The organism is Streptomyces sp. RFCAC02, assembly GCF_004193175.1.
Classification (GTDB): Bacteria; Actinomycetota; Actinomycetes; order Streptomycetales; family Streptomycetaceae; genus Streptomyces.
In genome coordinates, this window is sequence record NZ_SAUH01000001.1 from 1,719,151 (window position 1) to 1,737,246 (window position 18,096).

Genomic DNA, 18,096 nt, shown 5'->3' on the forward strand with positions numbered 1-18,096 from the left:
GGCCGGGCGAAGGTGTCAGCCCGTGAGGGTCGCGGTGATCTGGCGTGTTGTCTGTGCCGCCACCCTCGGGTTCGTCGCCGCGTAGGCCGCGTACGCGACGATCCCGCCGGTCAGTGCCCAGCCGCGGCCCCGCAGCCACGTGGCGTCGTCCACGCCGAGTGCCGTCCGGAACGCGGCCCGCGGCGCGGCCGAGAACAGGGTGAACGCCATCATCAGGTCGGGGGCCGGGTCGCCGGTGCCGAGGCTGCCGAAGTCGATGACGGCGCTCGGGCGGCCGCCGGTCGTCAGCACGTTGCCGGTGTGGAAGTCGCCGTGGAACCAGACCGGGGGGCCGTCCCAGCCGGGCGCGGCGAGGGCCGCGTCCCACAGGGCGGTCAGGGCCGCCGTGTCGAAGGCGTCGCCGGCCCGTGCGATCGCGGCCCGCGTCTCCCGGTCCCGGTGGGCCAGCGGCGGGCCCGCCAGGTCGTCGGACGCCGCCGGCGGGATGCCCTGCAGCGCGGTCAGGAAGCCGGCGAGTTCGACGGCGGCCTCGACCGAGTCGCCCAGTGCCGCGCTGGTCGCGACCTCGCCGGCCAGCCAGCGGGACACCTGCCACGGCCACGGGTAGCCGAGGTCCGGCTCGCCCACGGCCACCGGGACGGGGACGGCCAGCGGCAGGTGCGGTGCGAGCCGCGGCAGCCACTCCGCCTCCTTGCGCGCCTGCCCGATCGCGCCGTCGTGGCACGGCAGCCGGACGGCCAGGTCGTCGCCCAGCCGGTGGATCACGTGGTCGGAGCCGGCCGGGTCGACCGGCTTCAGCGGGAGTGCGGACCACTGCGGGAGTTGCCTGTCGAGCAGGTTCCCGACGAGTGCGGTGTCGATCGTGGGACGGATGTCAACTGCTCCTGTCGGCGGCCCGCTTCGGGTCGTGGGCGCCGGGACGTATCACAGCGCACCGGGGCGCCGCCGTCCATCCGTTTCCGGCGGAAAACCGGATGCGGTCCCGGGGCACGGTCCGTACGCTCCCGCCGTGCTGATTCGTGAAGAACAACCGGCGGACATCGACCATGTCCGCGACCTCCATCTGCGGGCGTTCGGCGACCACGGCGTCGTCGTCACGGCCCTGCTGGACGACCTGCGCGCGATCGTGACCGCCGGCGAGGGGCTTTCCCTCGTCGCCGAGGACGGGGAACGGATCGTCGGGCACGTGATGTTCACCCGCAGCCGCCTCGACGCGCCCCGCCGGCTCGTGGACGTGCAGGTCCTCAGCCCGCTGGCCGTCACGCCCGACCGCCATCGGGAGGGCATCGGCACCCGCCTGGTGCGGCACGGTCTCGGTGTGCTCGCCGAGCGGGGCGTGCCCGCCGTCTTCCTGGAGGGCGACCCGGGCTACTACCGGCGGCTCGGTTTCGTGCCGGGCGGCGACCTGGGGTTCATCACGCCGTCCCCCCGCGTCCCGGACCCCTGCTTCCTGAGCATCACACTGCCGGCTCACGAGCCGTGGATGACGGGGACGCTGGTGTACGCCGAGGCGTTCTGGCGGCACGACGCGGTCGGCATGCGCGACCCGCACGCCTGACGGCCCTCGGTCCGGAACGACCGGAGCCGGGCGCGGCGGCGGCGTCACCGGAGGAGCTTCGCCGCGTGCGCCACGAACGCCTCGATGGCCGCCTTCGCCTCCGCGTCACGGACGGCCCAGTCGTCCTTCCCGACGGCGAGGGACATGTCGCGCGTCCCGTCGTACGCGCGCTGCGCCGCCTGCACGATCGCGCGGTCGTCGGTGAGCAGCCGCACCCGGTACAGGGCCTGCCGGGCCACCGTACGGAGCCGGTGCGCCTCGTCGCGCGCCGTGCGGAAGCCGTCCCCGGCAGGGTCCTCGCGCCTGCGGTACCAGCGGTCCGCCTGGCCGCGGCGGTAGTCCTCGGCGGCGGCGGCGAACCCGCTGTACGTCTCGATCCGTTCCTGCCGCAGCGCCTCGGAGCGCGCGAACGACTCGCCGCGCCTGATGGCGTTCCGCTGGAAGAGGTGGGCCATGAGGGAACCGAGCAGCGTGCCCGCGACCGCGACGGCGCTCGCCCATATCGCGTCCATGGGCACAGTCCACCACAGCGCGGACGGCGGGGCGTCAGCCGTCGTGCGGGAGGCGGTAGACGGAGACGTGGGACGGTGACTCGGCCGTGAACTCGGTGCCGTTCCAGTCGGCGTGCCGCGATTCGAGCGCGAACCCGGCGAGCCGGGCCATGAGATCGAGTTCGGCGGGCCAGATGTAGCGGTGCGGGGTGCGGAAGAGCCGTGCGTCCCGCCCCGCGCCGAACGTGAAGTGGTGCGAGACGACGTGCTGGTGCAGGGTGTCGTACGTGTCGAGGCCGATGTAGCCCGTCTCCACGCGGCACACCACGGCCTGCCGGCCGGGCGGGAGTTTCCGCAGTTCGGGGACCCACAGTTCGATGACGAACCGCCCGCCGGGCGTGAGGTGGCGGGCGGCGTTCCGGAAGCAGGCGACCTGCGCGTCCTGGGTGAGGAGGTTGGCGATCGTGTTGAACACCAGGTAGACGAGCCGGAACGTGCCCGGCGCCGTCGCGGTCGCCATGTCGCCGACGACGACCGGGATCGTCGCCCCGTCGGCCTTGGCGCGCAGCCGGTCGATCATCGGCCGCGACAGGTCGATGCCGGTGACGGGCACCCCGCGCCGGGCGAGCGGGACGGCGACGCGGCCGGTCCCGATGGCGAATTCGAGGGCGGCTCCCCCGTCGGCGAGCGCGGCGAGACGCTCCACGGTCGGCCCGAGGACCTCGGGCGCGAACATGCCGGTGCCCGGCGTGTCGTACTCCCGGGCGGTCTCCGCGTCCCACAGCTCTTCCTGTTCCCGTCCCATGCCGTCAACGGTCCCGGCCGGCCGGTGCGTTGTCGACGGATTTACGCGGCGCCGCGGGCCGTCTCAACCGTCCGCCGGGGTCTGGGTGAGCAGCAGGACGCCGGGGGCGGCGACCGGGCGGAGGAGGGCGAACGTCAGGCGCGTGCCGTCGGGAGGCGCGGTGACGGTCGTGGGGCGGAACTCGGCGACGGTGCGGCAGTTCCACCAGTGGGCGGCGTCGGGGCGGACGGCGTGGAGGAGTTCGGTGATGTGTGCGGGCCGCGGGTCGTCGGGGAAGTGGGCGACGGCGCTGCGGAAGTGCTCGTACAGGCCGCGCAGCAGTTCGTCGGTGTCCGTGCCGGTGAAGGGGCGGGCGGAGGCGAGCCACAGCAGGACGTTCCGCCGCTCGGCGGGGAGTCCGGTCGCCGGGTCGCCCCAGCGGGCGCGGTGGGCGGCGTTGGCGGCGAGGATGTCCAGCCGTTCGTCCAGGACGAGCGCCGGGGTCGCCGGCCAGGCTTCGACGAGGGCGAGCAGGTCCGGGTCGCGGCGAAGCGACGTATCCATGCCGTTGATCCTATGAGCGCCACTCACCGTACGAGGTGCTGCCTGGCTGCCGGGCGGCGGCCGGCGGAGGGTGGGCGCATGCCTGAACAGACACCCTCACGGGCGGCCACCATGTGGCGGCTGCGCAACGACTCGTCCGGCCTGACCGCGCCCCGCGTCCTGATCCGGGTCTTCCGCGACCCGGGCACGCTGGAGGACGGCATCGCCTTCTACGAACGGCTCCAGGGGACGGCGGCGGACGGCCGGCTCTCGTTCGGGGCGCTGCGGCTGGCCATGGTCGGGGCGTTCCTGCTGATCGAGGGCGACGCAGAGGCGCTGCGGCCGTACCGCGCCACGACCGGGACGCTGCTGGTGGACGACGTGCGGCCGTATCACGACCGGCTGGTGGCGGACGGGGCACAGATCGTCCACCCGCTGCGGGACGTGCCGACCGGTGCCGGGTTCAGCGCGCGGTTCCCGGACGGCACGGTGGTGGAGTTCGTGCACCACCGGCCGACACCCGCCGGGGACTGACGCCGTCACCAGGGCAGCGGGCCGGTCGCGTCGAAGAAGCCGCCGGTCGGGCCGTCCGGTCCCGTCAGCGCCATGCGGACGATGATCTCCGCGCCCTCCTCGACGGTCTGGACGCCGGTGTTCCCGTTGAGGTCCGTGCGCGTGAAGCCCGGCTCCACGGCGTTGATCCGCATCCGGGGGAACGCCTTGGCGTACTGGACGGTGATCATGTTGACCGCCGCCTTGGACGCCGGGTAGGCGACACCGGGGTAGGCGTGCGTCGGGGTGCCGGCGGTCGTGACGCGGGTCAGCGACGCGAGGCCGCTGCTGACGTTCACCACGACCGGGGCGGCGGACCGGCCCAGCAGCGGCAGGAACGCGTGGAGCACGCGCACGGGGCCGAACACGTTCGTCGCGAACGTCTCCCGCATCGTGTCGGCCGTGGTGTCGGCGGGGCCGGGCACGGCGTTGTCCCCCGTCCTGCTCTCGATGCCCGCGTTGTTGACCAGGACGTCGAGCCCGCCGGCGGCCCCGACCGTACGCGCCGCCGCCGTGACGGACGCGTCGTCGGTGACGTCGATCCGTACGCTGCGCGCGCCCAGCCGCTCGGCGGCCCGCCGGCCGCGCTCCGGGTCGCGGCTGCCGATCCAGACGGTGTGGCCCGCGGCGACGAGGCGGCGGGCGGTTTCGAAGCCGAGGCCCTTGTTGGCCCCGGTGATCAGTGTGGTCGTCATGCGACGAGCCTCGCGCGGCGCGGGGCGGTCGGCCAGACGTCTCCTTTTCCTGGGAACGGGAAGCCTGGGAACGGTGGTACCAGGAAGAAGGGGTGCCGCCGGGGCACACTGGGGGCATGGCGGGGTCGGAGTTCGGCAGGATGGTGAGGAGCCGGCGGGACCGCGTCCCCCCGGAGGCCGCGGGGCTGCCCGCCGGCGGCCGGCGGCGCGCGGCCGGGTTGCGCCGCGAGGAGCTGGCCATGCTGGCCGGGGTCTCCGCCGACTACGTCACCCGCCTGGAGCAGGGCCGTGCCGAGAACCCGTCGCCGCAGGTGGTCGAGGCCCTGGCCAGGGCGCTGCGGCTGTCGACGCCCGAGCGCGGTCTGCTGTTCCGGCTGGCCGGGCTGTCGGAGCCGGCCCGGGGGACGGTGCCCACGGCCATCACGCCGGGCGTCCGGCGCATGCTGGACCGGCTGGGCGGGGTGCCCGTCGCCGTCCACGACGCGGTGTGGACGCTGCTGGTGGCCAACGGTCCGTACGCGGCGCTGATGGGCGATCCGTCCGGGTGGCGCGGGATGGAGCGGAACGGCGTGTGGCGCACGTTCCTCGGCCGTCCGGGCCGCGTCGAGCACAGTACGCAGCCCCGCGCCGACCTGGAGGCGGCGCTGGTCGGTGACCTGCGGTCGGCGGCGGCCCGCTACCCGTCCGACCCGCGCGTGCGGGAGTTGGTCGCCGGGCTGCGGGCGGGCAGCGACCGGTTCGCGGCCCTGTGGGACGCGGGCACCGTGGGCCGCCACGAGCCGGCCGTCAAGACCGTCCACCACCCGGAGGCGGGCCTCCTGACGCTCGACTGCGACATCCTCACCGTGAACGGCGGCGACCTGCGCGTCATGATCTACACGGCGGAACCGGGCACGGACGAGGCGGAACGCCTGGCGCGGCTCACCGGCTCGGACACGCGGCCCGTGCTCGACTGAACCCGGGCGCTTGAGATGCGCGCTGACCACCGGTTACGGTCACGCTAGCAACAATGCGCTGACGGGGGTGTTGGTGATGGGGCGGCCTGCTGATTGGTCTCCGGTGGGGATGGAGTCGGATCCGACTCCGGGGAATCCGGACGAGGTCCGGACGCTGGCCGATGATTTGCAGACGTTCGCGGACGACGTGGGCGAGGCGCTGGGGAAGATCCGGGGGCTTGCCGGGGACAGCGCCGTCCAGGACTGGTCGGGATTGTCGGCCGATGCGTTCCGGGACGAGTTCGACGGTGTCCCGGAGAATCTGACCAAACTGCAGGACTCGTACGGCCTGTGTGCGCAGGCGTTGCAGACGTACTGGCCGAAGCTGGAGACCGCGCAGGGGGACGCGGACCGGGCGCTGGAACGTGCCATCGCCGCGCAGGCCGACCTCACAGCCGCGCAGAATGCCCTGGGTGACGCACAGGACTGGGTGTCGCGCGCCGGTGACGAGGCCGACCGCCTGGAGCGCGAGGGCGAGGGTGCGCAGCCGCCGGACGATGCGGAGGTGCGTGCTGCGACGCGTGACCGGCAGGCCGCCCAGCAGGCGCAGGAGTCGGCGCAGGGGCGGGTGGACGACGCGCAGGGCCGTCTCGACGCCGCCCGCCAGTTGGCGGAGCAGGCGCGTGAGATGCGGGAGGACGCCGCCCGCGAGGCCGCACGTGACATCGATGAAGCGTCCGACGCCGGCATCCAGAACCGCAAGTGGTGGGAAGACGCCATCCACTGGGTGACCGAGAACTGGGACACCATCGTCGACGTCTGCAAAGCCATCGTCGCGGTCCTGGGCATCGTCGTCATGATCATCGGCGGACCCCTCGCCTGGGTCGTCCTCGCCGCAGCCCTCGTCGTCCTCGCCGACACATTGATCAAATACGCCCGAGGAGAAGCCGGCCTCCTCGACGTCGCGTTCGCCGCACTCGACTGCATTCCCGGGATGAAGGGCCTCACCACCCTCGGCGGCCTCGCCCGCGGACTCAAGGGCGGCCTCGCCGCCGCCCGCACCGGCCTGCGCGGCATCCGCCAGGGCGCCCGCGGCCTCGGCCAAGCCCTGCGCCGCATGGGCCGCCAGGGCGACGACCTGGTCTGCCGCACCGACCCCATCGACATGGCCACCGGCGAAATGGTCATGACCGAGACGGACATCGAGCTCCCCGGCACCCTCCCCCTCGTCCTGCGCCGCCACCACCGCAGCTCACTCCGCGAGGGCCAGTGGTTCGGCCCCTCCTGGGCCTCCACCCTCGACCAGCGCCTCGTCCTCGACAACAGCGGCGCCCGCTTCGTCACCGACGACGGCATGATCCTCGACTACCCCGCCCCCTGCCCGACACCCCCGTCCACCCCGTCGAAGGCCCCCGCTGGCCACTGGCCTGGAACGGCGGCCCCGGCACCCCCATCACCGTCCACCAGCCCGAAACCGGCCGCACCCTCCACTTCGCCCCCGTCCCCGGCCGCCCCGGCGGCGAACTCCCCCTCACCGCCATCACCGACCGCAACGGCAACCGCATCCACCTCGCATACGACGCAAACGGCGCACCCACCGACGTCATCCACGACGGCGGCTACCACATCGGCATCACCACCCACAACGGCCGCATCACCGAACTCCACCTCCTCAACCACCCCGAACACCCCCTCATCCGGCGCTTCGGCCACGACGACAACGGCAACCTCGCCGAGGTGATCGACTCCTCCGGCCTGCCGCAGCGGCTGTCCTACGACGGACGGCACCGCGTCACCGGCTGGGAGGACCGCAACGGCACCCGGTACCGCTACACGTACGACGACGACGGACGCTGCGTGGCGACCGAGGGCACCGACGGTTTCCTGAGCAGCGGCATCGTCTACGACACCGAGCACCACCGCACCCTGTTCACCGATTCGCTCGGCCACACGACCGTCTACCAGTTCAACGACTCGTACCAGCTCGTGACCGAGACGGACCCGCTCGGCAGCACGACGCACCGCACGTGGGACCGGTACGACCGCCTCCTCAGCAGGACGGACGCCCTCGGCCACACCACCCGCCACGCGTACGACAGGGACGGCAACACGACGGAGATCGTCCGGCCCGACGGCACGGCCGTACGCGCCGAGTACGACGAACGGGCGCTGCCGACGAGCGTGACGGCGCCCGACGGCGCGCGGTGGGAGCACCACTACGACAGCCGGGGCAACCGGCTCGCCACCGTCGACCCGGCGGGCTTCCGCACCTCGTACTCGTACGACGCGGCCGGGCACCGCACCTCCGTCACGGACGCGCTGGGCGGGACGCGCCGCATCTCCTGCGACGGCGCGGGCCTGCCCGTCGCCGTGACCAATCCGCTGGGCCACACGACTTCCGTCGAGCGCGACGCCTTCGGCCGGATCACCGCGGTCACGGACCCGCTGGGCCGGGTCACGCGGCTCGTCCGGACGCCGGAGGGCAGGATCAGCCGGCGCGAGATGCCCGACGGCAGCGGCGAGTCGTGGGTGTGGGACGCCGAGGGCAACCTGCGCTCCCACACCGACACGGCGGGCCGCGTCACGCGGTACACGCCGACCTCCTTCGACCAGGTGGCCTCGCGGACCGACCCCGACGGCACTGCCCACGCCTTCACCTACGACACCGAACTGCGGCTGCGCACGGTCACCAACGCGCAGGGTCTCGTGTGGAGTTACGAGTACGACGCGGCGGGCCGCCTCACCGCCGAGACGGACTTCAACGGCCGCACCGTCACCTACACCCACGACGCCGCGGGGCGGCTCTCCTCCCGGACCAACGGCGCCGGCGAGGAGATCGTCTTCGTGCGGGACGCCTTGGGCCGCACCATCGAGCAGCGCACCGGCGACGGCGAGTCGGCCGTCTTCGTCCACGACGCCGCCGACCGGCTGCTGCGCGCGTCCAACGGGCAGGTGTCGCTCACCCACGAGCGGGACGTGCTGGGCCGCCTCCTCGCGGAATCGATCGGCGACCGCCGCACGGCGTACGCGTACGACGCGCTCGGCCGCTGCACCGAACGCGTCACGCCGAGCGGCCACACGTCGCGGTGGGCCTTCGACGCGGCGGGGCGTCCCGTCTCGGTGCGCGGCGACGCGGGCTCGCTCGACTTCACGTACGACACGGTGGGCCACGAGATCGAACGGCGACTCGACACCGGCGCCGTGCTCAGCCAGTCGTGGGACGATCTCGACCGTCTCACCGGCCAGGAGATCACCGGCACGGCGGGCGGCGTCCTGCAGCGCCGCAGCTACGCGTACCGCGCTGACGGCATCCCCACCGAGATCGACGAACTCTCCTCGGGCGGCCGCCGGTTCGACCTGGACGCCGGCGGACGTGTCACCGCCGTGCACGGCCGGGACTGGCGCGAGAACTACGCCTACGACACCGCGGGCAACCTCACCCACCTGACCGTCCCGGACGGTCCGGAGAGCGGCGACCGCGCGTTCACGGGCACGCTCCCGCGGCACGCAGGCCGTACCCGCTACGAGCACGACGCACAGGGCCGAGTCGTACGGCGCACACGCCGCCTGCTCAACGGCCAGTCGCGGACGTGGACCTACGCGTGGGACGCGTACGACCGCCTCGTCTCGGTCACCGACCCGTCCGGCGCGCGGTGGCGCTACCTCTACGACCCGCTGGGCCGGCGGGTGGCCAAACAGCGCCTCGGCCCGGAGGGGGACGGCGGCGGCGAGCGCACCGACTTCGTGTGGGACGGCACCCGGCTGGCGGAACAGGCGGGTCCCGACGGCTCGTTCACGACCTGGGAGTACACGCCGGGCACGCACCGGCCGCTCAGCCAGACGACACGGGTGCCCGCCGGGGCGGAGCCGGACCAGGCCGCGTACGACAGCCGGTTCCACGCCATCGTCACGGACCTCGTCGGCACGCCGACGGAACTGGTCGGCGCGGACGGCGCGATCGCGTGGCGGCGGCGCGCGTCCCTGTGGGGGACGGAGCAGCGGCCGGCGGACGGCGGCACGGACTGCCCGATCGGTTTCCCCGGCCAGTACCGCGACGCCGAATCGGGCTTCCACTACAACTACTTCCGCCACTACGACGCGGAGACCGCCCGCTACGCGTCGCCGGACCCGCTGGGTCTCGATCCCGCGCCGAACCACCACGCGTACGTGCCCAATCCGCTGGCGCACCTGGACCCGCTCGGGCTCGTCGGGTGCACGCACACGCTGCCCGACCTGCCGAGGTCGCTCGACCAGATCACCGACGGCCCCGGCGACTGCGCGGACGTGGCACGCCGTATCCAGGAGAACCTCGGCAGCGGGGACGTCGTTCGATTCGACCGCGAATTCCCGAACTTCGGCCCCTACCAGGGGCAGCACAACGAATGGTCGCACCATGTCGTGGTGGTCAGGGAGGGGCGCGTGTACGACGCCTTCACCCCGGCGAATGGGGTCACCATCGATGAGTACAAGGCGCTGTGGGATTATGGCGACGTGATCAACTTCGGATTCTGAGGAATTGGCCATGACTCACCGGGCGCAGTGCGCGCAATTGCATGCCAGGCCGGCCCTTTACGGGCTCAAGCCGTCGTACGGGGAGGCCGTGACCTTCCTGCGGGGCTACGACCTGGCCACCGACGGCGGGGCGCTGCGCGGATTCACGGAATGGCTGGTCGTACGGTCCGGCCACCGCACGAGCCTCGCGTGGCCGGCGCTCGCACTGCGCACGGCCCTAGCGGTCCCGCCGGACGCGTCCTTCTCCGCCGGCGCATTGACGGAGGAGCAGGACCGGGCGGCATTCGACGCGCTCTTCACACTGCTCGACGAATTCTTCGCCGCCACGCAATCCCCCATGGCCCTGGCGCGGATGTATTCCGACTACCGCGCCCTCATGGAGGACTAGCACTCCCGAACCCTCCGCCGTGACCGAGGTCACATGCCGCCGGTGCATAGGGGCGCGGTCGCCGATGCCTTACCCCTGGTGTGGGTGACCGGCGAGAGCGAGGGCGGAGCGGATGGGGCAGGCTCGTGCCGGTGCGTTCGAGGAGTTCGTCGCGGCCCGCTGGTCGGGGCTCCTCCACCTCGCCCGGCTGCTCACCGCCGGGGACCGGCACCGCGCCGAGGACCTGCTGCAGGAGTCGCTGGTCAGGCTCTGGGCCGCGTGGCCGAAGGTCGCCGACGGGGCTCCCGAGGCGTACGTGCGCAGGGTGATGGCACGGGCGGCCGCGCGCTCGGCGCGGCGGCGGTGGTGGGGCGAGCGTCCCGTCGACCGGCTGCCGGAGACGCCGGCCGCCGGCGGCGACATGTCCGCGGCCGTGGCGGAGCGCTCGCGCCTGGAGGCCGCGCTGAGCCTCCTGCCGCCGAAGCAGCGGGCCGCCGTCGTCCTGCGCTACTACGAGGACCTTCCCGAGGGCCAGGTGGCGGACGCGCTCGGCTGCCCTGTCGGCACCGCACGCTCCCACGTCGCCCGCGGCGTGGCGCGGCTGCGGACGCTCCTGGCCGATGTCGTCGAGCCGGTGGGGTGAAGGAGAGACGTCATGGACCCGTTCGAACGGCAGCTCGCGCAGTTGATGCGGCGGGAGCGGGAGCACGTCCCGTTCGCGCCGGAGCAGCGGGAACGGCTGCGGGCCGGGGTCGCGGCCCGGCGCCGGCTGCGGGCGGCGGGCAGGGCGGCCGGTTCGGGGCTCGCGGTCGCGGGGCTCGCGACCGGGCTGTTCCTGCTGTCCGGCGCGTCGGCGGGGGACGCGCCCGGCGATCCGCCGCTGCGGCCCGCGTCCGGTCCGCCGTCGTCCGGGCGCACGGCGCCGCCCCCGTCCCCGGACGCGACGCGGTCACTCCCGGACGGCCTCACCACGCCCCCGGCGACGACGGACGGGAGCACCACGGAGGACGGCGCGACACGGGCCGGTTAGCGCCCCCCGCGCACGCCCCCCGTATCGTCGCGACCCGACCTTTCCGGGCGCGCGGCGGAGCCGGCGCGCGCCCCCCACTCCCCCGCCGACCGCACGACACCCCGGAACGGACGCCCGATGACCGCCACCCCGCCCACCGGCACGACACCGGCCGCCGTCCCCGCGCAGCGCTCCCCCGCGCGGGAGACGGGACGGCCCCGCGGGCGGCGGCGCCTGCCGCGCGGCCGGCTGACCGCGACCGATCTGCGGGTGCTGCGGCTCTACCTGTTCACGCGGGTGGGCATGGCGCTCATCGCGTACTGCGCCACCTGGCTCGACCCCGAGGCCGACGGCAGGACGCCCGGCACGTGGCTGTCCCGCTGGGAGCACTGGGACTGGGGGCACTACCTGCACATAGCGCAGAACGGCTACTTCGTCACGCCGCCGGGCCAGGACCCGGTGACGGACGAACGCGTGGCGTTCTTCCCCGGGTTCCCGTTCGCGCTGCGCGCCGTCCACGCGCTGGTCGGGAACTGGACCGTCGCCGGCCTGCTGATATCCCTGGCCGGCGGTGCCGTGGCCGTGGTGGCGCTGGCGCGCATAGCGGGGCTCGGGCGGGGCGACGGCGCGGCGGCCGGCCGGCGGGCGGCCGCGTTCTGGCTGCTGTCGCCGACCGCCGTCTTCCTCGCCGCCGGGTACACCGAGGCGCTGTTCCTGGCGTTCGCGCTGCCGGCCTGGCTCGCGGCGAAGAACCGGCACTGGGCGCTCGCCGGCCTCCTCGGCGCGGCAGCGACGACCGTGCGGATCAGCGGCCTGTTCCTCGCCGCGGCGATCCTGGTGGAGTTCCTGCTGGCGCACCGCGGCCGGCCCTGGCGCGACCGGCTGCGGGCGCTGCCCTGGTGCGCGGTGCCGGCCGTGCCCGCCGCCGCGTACATGGCGTACCTGTACGCGAGGACGGACGACTGGATGGCGTGGAAGCACGCGCAGGAACGCGGCTGGAACCGTGACTTCCACACGCCCGTCGAGGCGTTCCGCAACACGTGGCGGGCCGCGTTCGACCATGCCCAGTCCGCCGGGTTCGCCATGGAGTTCCAGCTCGAGATGGCCGCCATGGTGGTGGGGGTGCTGCTGCTGGCCGTCCTGCTGGTGCGCCGCCACTGGCCGGAGGCCGTCTTCGTGGCGCTCAACCTCTACGCGCTGGGCACGTCGTACTGGTTCCTGTCCGTTCCCCGCTCCGCCCTGCTCTGGTGGCCGCTGTGGATCGGACTGGCACGGCTGAGCCTGCGGTGGTCCTGGGTGAAGGAGGCGTACGCGGCCATCGCCGCACCCCTGATGGTCGTCCTCGCCCTCACCTTCACGTCCGGCGGCTGGGCCGGCTGACGCTCCGTCTCCCGCGCCCGCGCGAACGTCGCGAACTCCGGCGTGCAACCCTTCACGCGCCCGGGTAGTCGAACACGGTGTCCATTCACCTGCGCTTCACCTGGGGGAAGACTTGCGCCTGCACCGCATCGCCGCTTCGACCGCGGCGACCGCCGCCCTCCTGTCCATCGGCACGCTCGCCGCGGCGCCCGCCGTCGCCGCGCCCGCCGGAACCGTTCACCCCGGCGCCGACGACTCCCACTGCCTGTGGTGGTACGACACGGACGTGCTCGACGTGAGACTCGTGGGCATCCCCGACCCGGTGGTCGCCGGCACCTGGAACCTCCTCACCTACCGCGTCACCAACACCTACGACAGGCCGGTCGACGGCCTGGTGGCCCTCGCCGACATCTCCGCCTACGACCCCTCCGTCCTCACGGGCGACGCGGACGTGCCGCTGCGGGCGCAGTGGAAGGCGGACGGTGTGTGGACGGATCTCGACCCGGCGGGCTGGTACGACTGGTTCGGCACGACGGACCCGCTGCAGCCCGGTGAGTCCGCGACCGTCCGCATCCGGATCAAGCCGGCGGCGGACGCCCCGGAGGACACCCTCGGCTCGGCCGCCTACGGAGCGGCCAACGTCGACACCGGCATGTGCGAACGGACCCTGACCGACCTGGAGTTCGACATCGTCACGGCTCCCTGACCCGGCCGTCCCCGACGTCTCCCGGCCGCTGTGTCAGTGCCCGCTGCCATGATGGCACCGACAGCACAGGAACGGGCGGGAGCGGGGACATGCCGGAACGAGCACTGCGGCGGATCGTCGACGAGTTGACCGGGCGTGCCCCTGCCGGCTGGACACGGGCGCAGCTCACCAGCACGGCCGGCCGGGGCGCCGTCTCGGTGTCCGGCGGCTACACCGTCCCCGGCCGGCCGGTGACGAGCCTGCCGGCCTCCGCCCTCTTCATGCCGGTGAACGGGCTGGCGGACGCCCTGCGGGAGGCGCGTGGCTGGGAGCGCACCGAGCTGGAGATCACGTGCCGGTCGTCCAGCCGGTACGCGCTCCTCGCCACCGGGAGCGGCGTCACGGGCTGCCTGAGCAGACGCGACGGTTTCATGGCCGAACTCGACGCGGAGGCCCGGCCGCCGCAGCCCGGCTCCGGGCAGCCGGCGGGCGGCGCGGCCCCCGCGGGCGACCCGGAGCGGGCGGTGGCGCTGTTCCGTACGTACCTGGAGCGCCGCGCCGCGATTCTCGGCCGCTCCGAGGAGCAGGCACCGCCGGCCACGCCCGCTGCCCTCGACGACGCGGAACGCCGCCTCGGCCGCCGACTGCCGGAGGATCTGCGCGCGCTGTACCTGGTGGCCGACGGCGACGGCGTCGACTACGACCACCACTACCTGTTCGGCGACGCCTGGCTCGGGCTCACGGGCATGGTCGCCGCGTACGGGATCCTGGACCAGGTGGTCTCCTCCCCGTGGGAACTGGCCTGGGACTCCGTCGTGTTCGACGCCGACCCGCCCGACACGGTGCGCCGCTGCGGCGCCCACCCGGCGTGGCTGCCGTTCGCCTCCGGCGAGGACGGCAACTACCTGGCCGTCGACCTGTCCCCGGCCCGCGACGGCCGGCCGGGGCAGGTCATCCGCATCGGCCGCGACCACCACGAGGGGCCCGCGTACGTCGCCGACTCGGTCACGTCCCTGCTCGCCGGGCTCCTGGAGCAGCTCGACCGGGAGGCGTACGAGCAGGACGACGACCGCCTGTACGTCGCGCGTCCCGCCCCCGCGGGTCCGCGCCGCGTCATCGGCGAGCTGCCCGACCGGATACCGGGGGACCTCCAGGCCGCCCACCTCCACGCCGAAGGACCGGTCGACCTCGCACCGCTCACCGCCGCGCCGCGCCTGCGGCTGCTGCAGGTCGGCCTCGGGTTCGCCTCGGATCTGACGCCCGTCCGGTCCCTGCCGGTCGAGGTCCTGCGGGCCGGCGTGGCCGACGGGGGCCTGACGCCCCTGCGGGGCCATCCCCACCTCGCCGCCCTCAGCCTCGGGAGCACGGATCCCGTCGACATCGGGGACCTGCGCACCCTTCCCGGCCTGCACGGCCTGGACCTCACGCGGGCCGTGGTCCGTGATCTGTCGGTGCTCGGCGACCTGCCGGGCCTCCGCTACCTGGCCCTGACGGCGCCCCAGTGGTCGGCCCTCCTCGACGCCGGCGCGGCCCCGCCGGCGCTCGCCGCCGCGCGGCTCGCCGACAGCGAGGCGTCCCTCGGCGAGGCCCTGGCCTGGGCGTCCCGTCTCGGCGTCGACACGGGAGAGGTGTTCCGCGCCTCCGGCAACTTCACGGTCTCCTGAACCCGCCGCCGTCCCCGGCGGATACGGTGGCCGTCCGGCGCAGGAGGACGACCGAACGGGAGGCGGCATGACGACGGTGACGCGCCTGGTCACCCACACCGATCTGGACGGCCCCACCGCCGCGGACGCCCGGGAGGTGTCGCTGTCGGCACGGCTCGAAGCCGTCCTCGCGGACGGCCGCCGCGTCGTGCTGCTGGCCGACCGCGGCTGGGGATCGACGCTCCACGGCGGGGAGCCCGGCAGCACCGGCCACCTCACGGCCGAGGACATCGAGGACACGGCCCGCATGGTGGTCGGCCCCGACGAACCGGTCGGCGGCGGGACACCGGAGAGCGCGGCGGCGGCCCACTGGGCCGCCCTCGCCGCCCGGCTCGGGCAGCAGGGCGTGGCCGTGACCCCCGGGGACCTCGAGCGCCTGCCGCACGACGTGGTCTTCGGCGCACACCTGCGGGCCTGGCTCCGCTGACCGCCCGGCGCCGCCGGGTCCCGCGTCAGCGCGCCGGTGCCTGGGCCGGCACCGCGGCCTCCCACACGAAGCCGTCCGGGTCGGTGAAGGCGCCCGCGGTGCCGCCGAGCACGATCCGGTGCGAGCCGGTGCCGTCGGGCGAGACACCGACCTGCTTGGCGAGACCGCGCCGCTTGTACAGGGCCAGCTTGACGGGGCTCGACGCGTCGGCGGCGAACTCGACGTACTTGCCGCCGAAGCTCTTCCCGACGGCGAGCCCCCGCTCGACGTAGAACCGCTTGCTCGCCTTCACGTCCTCGACGCCCAGCAGCAGCACCATCTCGTCGATGTCCCGGGTCGCCGGGCCGGTGTCCTTCTTCGCGGAGGTCGCGATCCGCCAGATCGCGCCGTCCGGGGCCTGCACGACGCCACCGTAGCCCCACAGGGACTTCTCGGCGGGCCTCAGCTCCGTGGCGCCGGCGTCGACGGCGGCGGTCATGAAGCCGTCGACGGTGGCCGGTCCTGAGACGGTGAGGGCCAGGGAGAACCCGCGGAAGCCGCTCGTGGCCTCGTCGGAGGCGCGCAGGCCGATGCGCTTCTCGACGCCGAAGGCGGTCGCGTAGAAGCGGTGCGCGGCCGCGGTGTCGGCCACGTCGAGGGTGAGGGATGCGATGGTTGCCATGGCCATCACGCTAGGGGCGGCCCGGCGGCCGGTGCTTCTCGATTCCTGACCGGTTCGCGCCCCCGCGTGGCCATGGTTCTTCCGAGGAGGAGAGGATCGCGGACGGCGGTGGGGAACGGCGGCGGGTTCTCCTGTTCGACGTGGACGGCGTACTGGTGGACCCGGGACCCGCGCACGACCGGGTCTGGACGCGCTGGGCCGAAGCGCGCGGTCTCGACCCGGCACACGTGCGGCGGGTCACGCAGGGCCGGCGCCGGGCCGACACGCTGCGCCTGGTCGCCGGGCACCTGGACCCCGCCGACGAACACAGGCTGCTGGACCGGCTGATGGCCGCCGAGGAGCATCGCGTGCGGCCCTGCGACGGCGCGGCCGAGGTGCTGACGGGCCTGCCCGCCGGCTCCTGGGCGCTCGTCACATCGAGCCGCGCGACCGCCACGGTGGCACGCCTGCGGCGCCTGGGGCTGCCCGTCCCCGATGTCCGCGTGCGCGGAGGACGTGCGGCGCGGGAAGCCGTCGCCCGAAGGTCATCTCCTGGCCGCCGCCCGGCTGGAGGTCCGCCGGCGCGGTGCACCGTCATCGAGGACTCGCCCGCCGGGGTGGCGGCCGGACTCGCCGCCGGGTGCGCCGTTCTCGCGGTCACCACGACCCACGGCCCGCGGGACCTCGCGCGCGCGGACGCCCGTTTCCCGACGCTGCGCGCCGCCGTGCGCCACGCGCTCACCACCGGCGGGTGACCGGTGCCGCCCCCACCTGTCGGCCCTGTCAGCGGGACGGGCTCGCGGACCGGTCGAGGCAGCGTTCTCCGGGCACTTCGGTGAGGGCCTCCCGGTCCAGAAGGTCCTGGACCCGGACGTCCGGCCCCGTGTGGTACTGCAGGCCGCCGCCGGGCTGGTCGAACCAGGCACGTGCGGGACCGGCGTCCACGGTGACCGATCCCGTCACCGCCTAACAGTGGTAGTCGTCCGGGGCGTCGTTCAGCGTGTCGGGCGGCAGCGCCCGCTCCTCGAACGGGGTGCCGGCCGGTGCGAGGAACCTGCCGGTGGGCGCGCCGAACCGGTCGACCAGGGCGGCGGACGCCAGCTCGGTCTCCCGGCGGTGCACGACGAGGTCGTCGCCACGGCCCGTCACGTCGAACCCGTCGTGTGCGGGGTAGCGCCACCGGTCGTCCGCGTCGCGGTACTGGCCGAGGAACTCCGCGTCGGTCATGTCGCCCAGTGGCTCGTAGCCGTCGAGCAGCGCGTCCACCGGTTCGCCGGGGAGAGGCCACGGCCCGAGGCGCGGGTCCGTGCACAGGTGCCCCGGGACGGGGTCGGGGGCGTCGAGCGTGCAGCGGGACGTCTCGACGACGGCCGGTGCAGGCGCCGTGGCCGGTTCCGCCGCAGCGGCGGGCGTGATCGTGCCGAGGAGTGCGAGCGGGAAGGCGAGGGCGACGGCGTGACGCGGGACGGGGTGAAGCCGCATGGAACGGGGCTCTCTTTCGCGGGAGATGGGTCGGCAGGATCGCGCGGGGTCCCGTGCGCGGCACGCCGGAGATGTGCCCGGCCGGAGAGCCGCGCCGTGGTGGCGACGGCTCACACGTAGATCGGGTGGCCGTTCCACGTGCCGCCGACGCACATGTAGGTGCCGCCGACCCAGCCCGGGTAGCCTCCGCCGTCACGGCACTGGTCCTCGTGCACGGCCGCCTGGGCGGTGCCGGCGCTCGCGCCCAGCAGGCCGAGGGCGAGCAGGAACGCGGTGGCCGTCGAAGCGATGACGCGGCGCATGGTGACCTCCTGTCGCGTCCGGGGAACGGACGCCTCGTCACAAGACTCGCCC

Annotated in this window: 20 protein-coding genes and 1 pseudogene; 13 read left to right on the forward strand and 8 right to left on the reverse strand. The window is 74.2% G+C overall.

The annotated features are described in order from the left end of the window. Positions 1-15: 15 nt before the first annotated feature. Positions 16-873, reverse strand: a complete 858-nt coding sequence (locus EMA09_RS07945) for an aminoglycoside phosphotransferase family protein (protein ID WP_129840240.1) — start codon at positions 871-873, stop codon at positions 16-18. A 136-nt stretch (positions 874-1,009) separates the two neighbouring features. On the opposite strand from EMA09_RS07945, the gene EMA09_RS07950 reads away from it, so the two are divergent. Beyond that, on the forward strand, positions 1,010-1,558 hold the full coding sequence (locus EMA09_RS07950; protein ID WP_240796294.1) for an N-acetyltransferase: 549 nt from the start codon (positions 1,010-1,012) through the stop codon (positions 1,556-1,558). Positions 1,559-1,602: 44 nt separating this feature from the next. Here EMA09_RS07950 and EMA09_RS07955 read toward each other — a convergent pair whose 3' ends face one another. The 3 genes from EMA09_RS07955 to EMA09_RS07965 form a co-directional block, all read right to left on the reverse strand. Next, complete coding sequence (locus tag EMA09_RS07955; protein ID WP_129840244.1) at positions 1,603-2,070, reverse strand: hypothetical protein; 468 nt, start codon at positions 2,068-2,070, stop codon at positions 1,603-1,605. 34 nt (positions 2,071-2,104) lie between these two features. Continuing rightward, the gene (locus EMA09_RS07960; protein ID WP_129840246.1) at positions 2,105-2,854 is read right to left on the reverse strand and encodes a class I SAM-dependent methyltransferase; all 750 of its coding nucleotides are present in this window, start codon (positions 2,852-2,854) and stop codon (positions 2,105-2,107) included. A gap of 63 nt (positions 2,855-2,917) precedes the next feature. Beyond that, entirely contained in the window at positions 2,918-3,397 is a 480-nt protein-coding gene (locus EMA09_RS07965) for a hypothetical protein (protein WP_129840248.1), read from the reverse strand. A 78-nt stretch (positions 3,398-3,475) separates the two neighbouring features. On the opposite strand from EMA09_RS07965, the gene EMA09_RS07970 reads away from it, so the two are divergent. Next, positions 3,476-3,910, forward strand: a complete 435-nt coding sequence (locus tag EMA09_RS07970; protein ID WP_129840250.1) for a VOC family protein — start codon at positions 3,476-3,478, stop codon at positions 3,908-3,910. A gap of 5 nt (positions 3,911-3,915) precedes the next feature. Here the strand turns inward: EMA09_RS07970 and EMA09_RS07975 are convergent, their stop codons facing one another. After that, entirely contained in the window at positions 3,916-4,623 is a 708-nt protein-coding gene (locus tag EMA09_RS07975) for an SDR family NAD(P)-dependent oxidoreductase (RefSeq protein WP_129840252.1), read from the reverse strand. 116 nt (positions 4,624-4,739) lie between these two features. Here EMA09_RS07975 and EMA09_RS07980 point away from each other — a divergent pair, with 116 nt between their 5' ends. The 10 genes from EMA09_RS07980 (at position 4,740) to EMA09_RS08025 (ending at position 15,620) form a co-directional block, all read left to right on the forward strand. Continuing rightward, positions 4,740-5,579: a helix-turn-helix transcriptional regulator gene (locus EMA09_RS07980; protein ID WP_129840254.1), complete on the forward strand. Its 840-nt coding sequence runs from the start codon at positions 4,740-4,742 to the stop codon at positions 5,577-5,579. Between the two features lie 109 nt (positions 5,580-5,688). Further along, positions 5,689-7,299: a DUF6531 domain-containing protein gene (locus EMA09_RS07985; protein WP_168220664.1), complete on the forward strand. Its 1,611-nt coding sequence runs from the start codon at positions 5,689-5,691 to the stop codon at positions 7,297-7,299. Beyond that, positions 7,296-10,070: an RHS repeat domain-containing protein gene (locus EMA09_RS07990; RefSeq protein WP_168220665.1), complete on the forward strand. Its 2,775-nt coding sequence runs from the start codon at positions 7,296-7,298 to the stop codon at positions 10,068-10,070. Before EMA09_RS07985 ends, EMA09_RS07990 begins: the two co-directional genes overlap by 4 nt. 10 nt (positions 10,071-10,080) lie before the next feature. Continuing rightward, positions 10,081-10,458 carry a hypothetical protein gene (locus EMA09_RS07995; RefSeq protein ID WP_129840260.1) on the forward strand — a complete coding sequence of 126 codons (378 nt, stop codon included), beginning with the start codon at positions 10,081-10,083 and terminating at the stop codon, positions 10,456-10,458. A 112-nt stretch (positions 10,459-10,570) separates the two neighbouring features. Continuing rightward, a complete protein-coding gene (locus tag EMA09_RS08000; RefSeq protein ID WP_129840262.1) occupies positions 10,571-11,080 on the forward strand; it encodes a SigE family RNA polymerase sigma factor in 510 nt (169 codons plus the stop codon). Between the two features lie 12 nt (positions 11,081-11,092). Beyond that, a complete protein-coding gene (locus tag EMA09_RS08005; protein WP_129840264.1) occupies positions 11,093-11,467 on the forward strand; it encodes a cellulase in 375 nt (124 codons plus the stop codon). Between the two features lie 117 nt (positions 11,468-11,584). Beyond that, the gene (locus EMA09_RS08010) at positions 11,585-12,826 is read left to right on the forward strand and encodes a mannosyltransferase family protein (protein WP_129840266.1); all 1,242 of its coding nucleotides are present in this window, start codon (positions 11,585-11,587) and stop codon (positions 12,824-12,826) included. Positions 12,827-12,938: 112 nt separating this feature from the next. After that, the gene (locus EMA09_RS08015) at positions 12,939-13,511 is read left to right on the forward strand and encodes a hypothetical protein (protein ID WP_129840268.1); all 573 of its coding nucleotides are present in this window, start codon (positions 12,939-12,941) and stop codon (positions 13,509-13,511) included. Between the two features lie 89 nt (positions 13,512-13,600). Next, positions 13,601-15,154, forward strand: coding sequence for an SMI1/KNR4 family protein (locus EMA09_RS08020; protein ID WP_129840270.1), 1,554 nt, complete (start codon positions 13,601-13,603; stop codon positions 15,152-15,154). A 67-nt stretch (positions 15,155-15,221) separates the two neighbouring features. Next, on the forward strand, positions 15,222-15,620 hold the full coding sequence (locus tag EMA09_RS08025) for a hypothetical protein (RefSeq protein WP_129840272.1): 399 nt from the start codon (positions 15,222-15,224) through the stop codon (positions 15,618-15,620). Positions 15,621-15,645: 25 nt separating this feature from the next. Here EMA09_RS08025 and EMA09_RS08030 read toward each other — a convergent pair whose 3' ends face one another. Continuing rightward, positions 15,646-16,281, reverse strand: a complete 636-nt coding sequence (locus EMA09_RS08030) for a glyoxalase (protein ID WP_129840274.1) — start codon at positions 16,279-16,281, stop codon at positions 15,646-15,648. 131 nt (positions 16,282-16,412) lie between these two features. Between EMA09_RS08030 and EMA09_RS08035 the strand changes: the two genes are divergently transcribed. After that, on the forward strand, positions 16,413-17,015 hold the full coding sequence (locus tag EMA09_RS08035) for an HAD-IA family hydrolase (protein ID WP_346655868.1): 603 nt from the start codon (positions 16,413-16,415) through the stop codon (positions 17,013-17,015). A gap of 28 nt (positions 17,016-17,043) precedes the next feature. Here the strand turns inward: EMA09_RS08035 and EMA09_RS29430 are convergent. Both EMA09_RS29430 and EMA09_RS08050 read right to left on the reverse strand, forming a co-directional pair. Further along, positions 17,044-17,742 (reverse strand): annotated as a pseudogene (locus EMA09_RS29430) (TNT domain-containing protein). Positions 17,743-17,852: 110 nt separating this feature from the next. Continuing rightward, positions 17,853-18,044: a hypothetical protein gene (locus tag EMA09_RS08050; protein ID WP_129840282.1), complete on the reverse strand. Its 192-nt coding sequence runs from the start codon at positions 18,042-18,044 to the stop codon at positions 17,853-17,855. Positions 18,045-18,096 lie beyond the last annotated feature (52 nt).

Coding starts and splice junctions, on each gene's coding strand:
- EMA09_RS07960 (WP_129840246.1), bottom strand. CDS start 2,854: ATGGGACGGGAACAGGAAGAGCTGTGGGACGCGGAGACCGCCCGGGAG.
- EMA09_RS07980 (WP_129840254.1), top strand. CDS start 4,740: ATGGCGGGGTCGGAGTTCGGCAGGATGGTGAGGAGCCGGCGGGACCGC.
- EMA09_RS08050 (WP_129840282.1), bottom strand. CDS start 18,044: ATGCGCCGCGTCATCGCTTCGACGGCCACCGCGTTCCTGCTCGCCCTC.
- EMA09_RS07985 (WP_168220664.1), top strand. CDS start 5,689: ATGGAGTCGGATCCGACTCCGGGGAATCCGGACGAGGTCCGGACGCTG.
- EMA09_RS07995 (WP_129840260.1), top strand. CDS start 10,081: ATGACTCACCGGGCGCAGTGCGCGCAATTGCATGCCAGGCCGGCCCTT.
- EMA09_RS08000 (WP_129840262.1), top strand. CDS start 10,571: ATGGGGCAGGCTCGTGCCGGTGCGTTCGAGGAGTTCGTCGCGGCCCGC.
- EMA09_RS07970 (WP_129840250.1), top strand. CDS start 3,476: ATGCCTGAACAGACACCCTCACGGGCGGCCACCATGTGGCGGCTGCGC.
- EMA09_RS07965 (WP_129840248.1), bottom strand. CDS start 3,397: ATGGATACGTCGCTTCGCCGCGACCCGGACCTGCTCGCCCTCGTCGAA.
- EMA09_RS08030 (WP_129840274.1), bottom strand. CDS start 16,281: ATGGCAACCATCGCATCCCTCACCCTCGACGTGGCCGACACCGCGGCC.
- EMA09_RS08020 (WP_129840270.1), top strand. CDS start 13,601: ATGCCGGAACGAGCACTGCGGCGGATCGTCGACGAGTTGACCGGGCGT.
- EMA09_RS07955 (WP_129840244.1), bottom strand. CDS start 2,070: ATGGACGCGATATGGGCGAGCGCCGTCGCGGTCGCGGGCACGCTGCTC.
- EMA09_RS08005 (WP_129840264.1), top strand. CDS start 11,093: ATGGACCCGTTCGAACGGCAGCTCGCGCAGTTGATGCGGCGGGAGCGG.
- EMA09_RS08025 (WP_129840272.1), top strand. CDS start 15,222: ATGACGACGGTGACGCGCCTGGTCACCCACACCGATCTGGACGGCCCC.
- EMA09_RS07975 (WP_129840252.1), bottom strand. CDS start 4,623: ATGACGACCACACTGATCACCGGGGCCAACAAGGGCCTCGGCTTCGAA.
- EMA09_RS08010 (WP_129840266.1), top strand. CDS start 11,585: ATGACCGCCACCCCGCCCACCGGCACGACACCGGCCGCCGTCCCCGCG.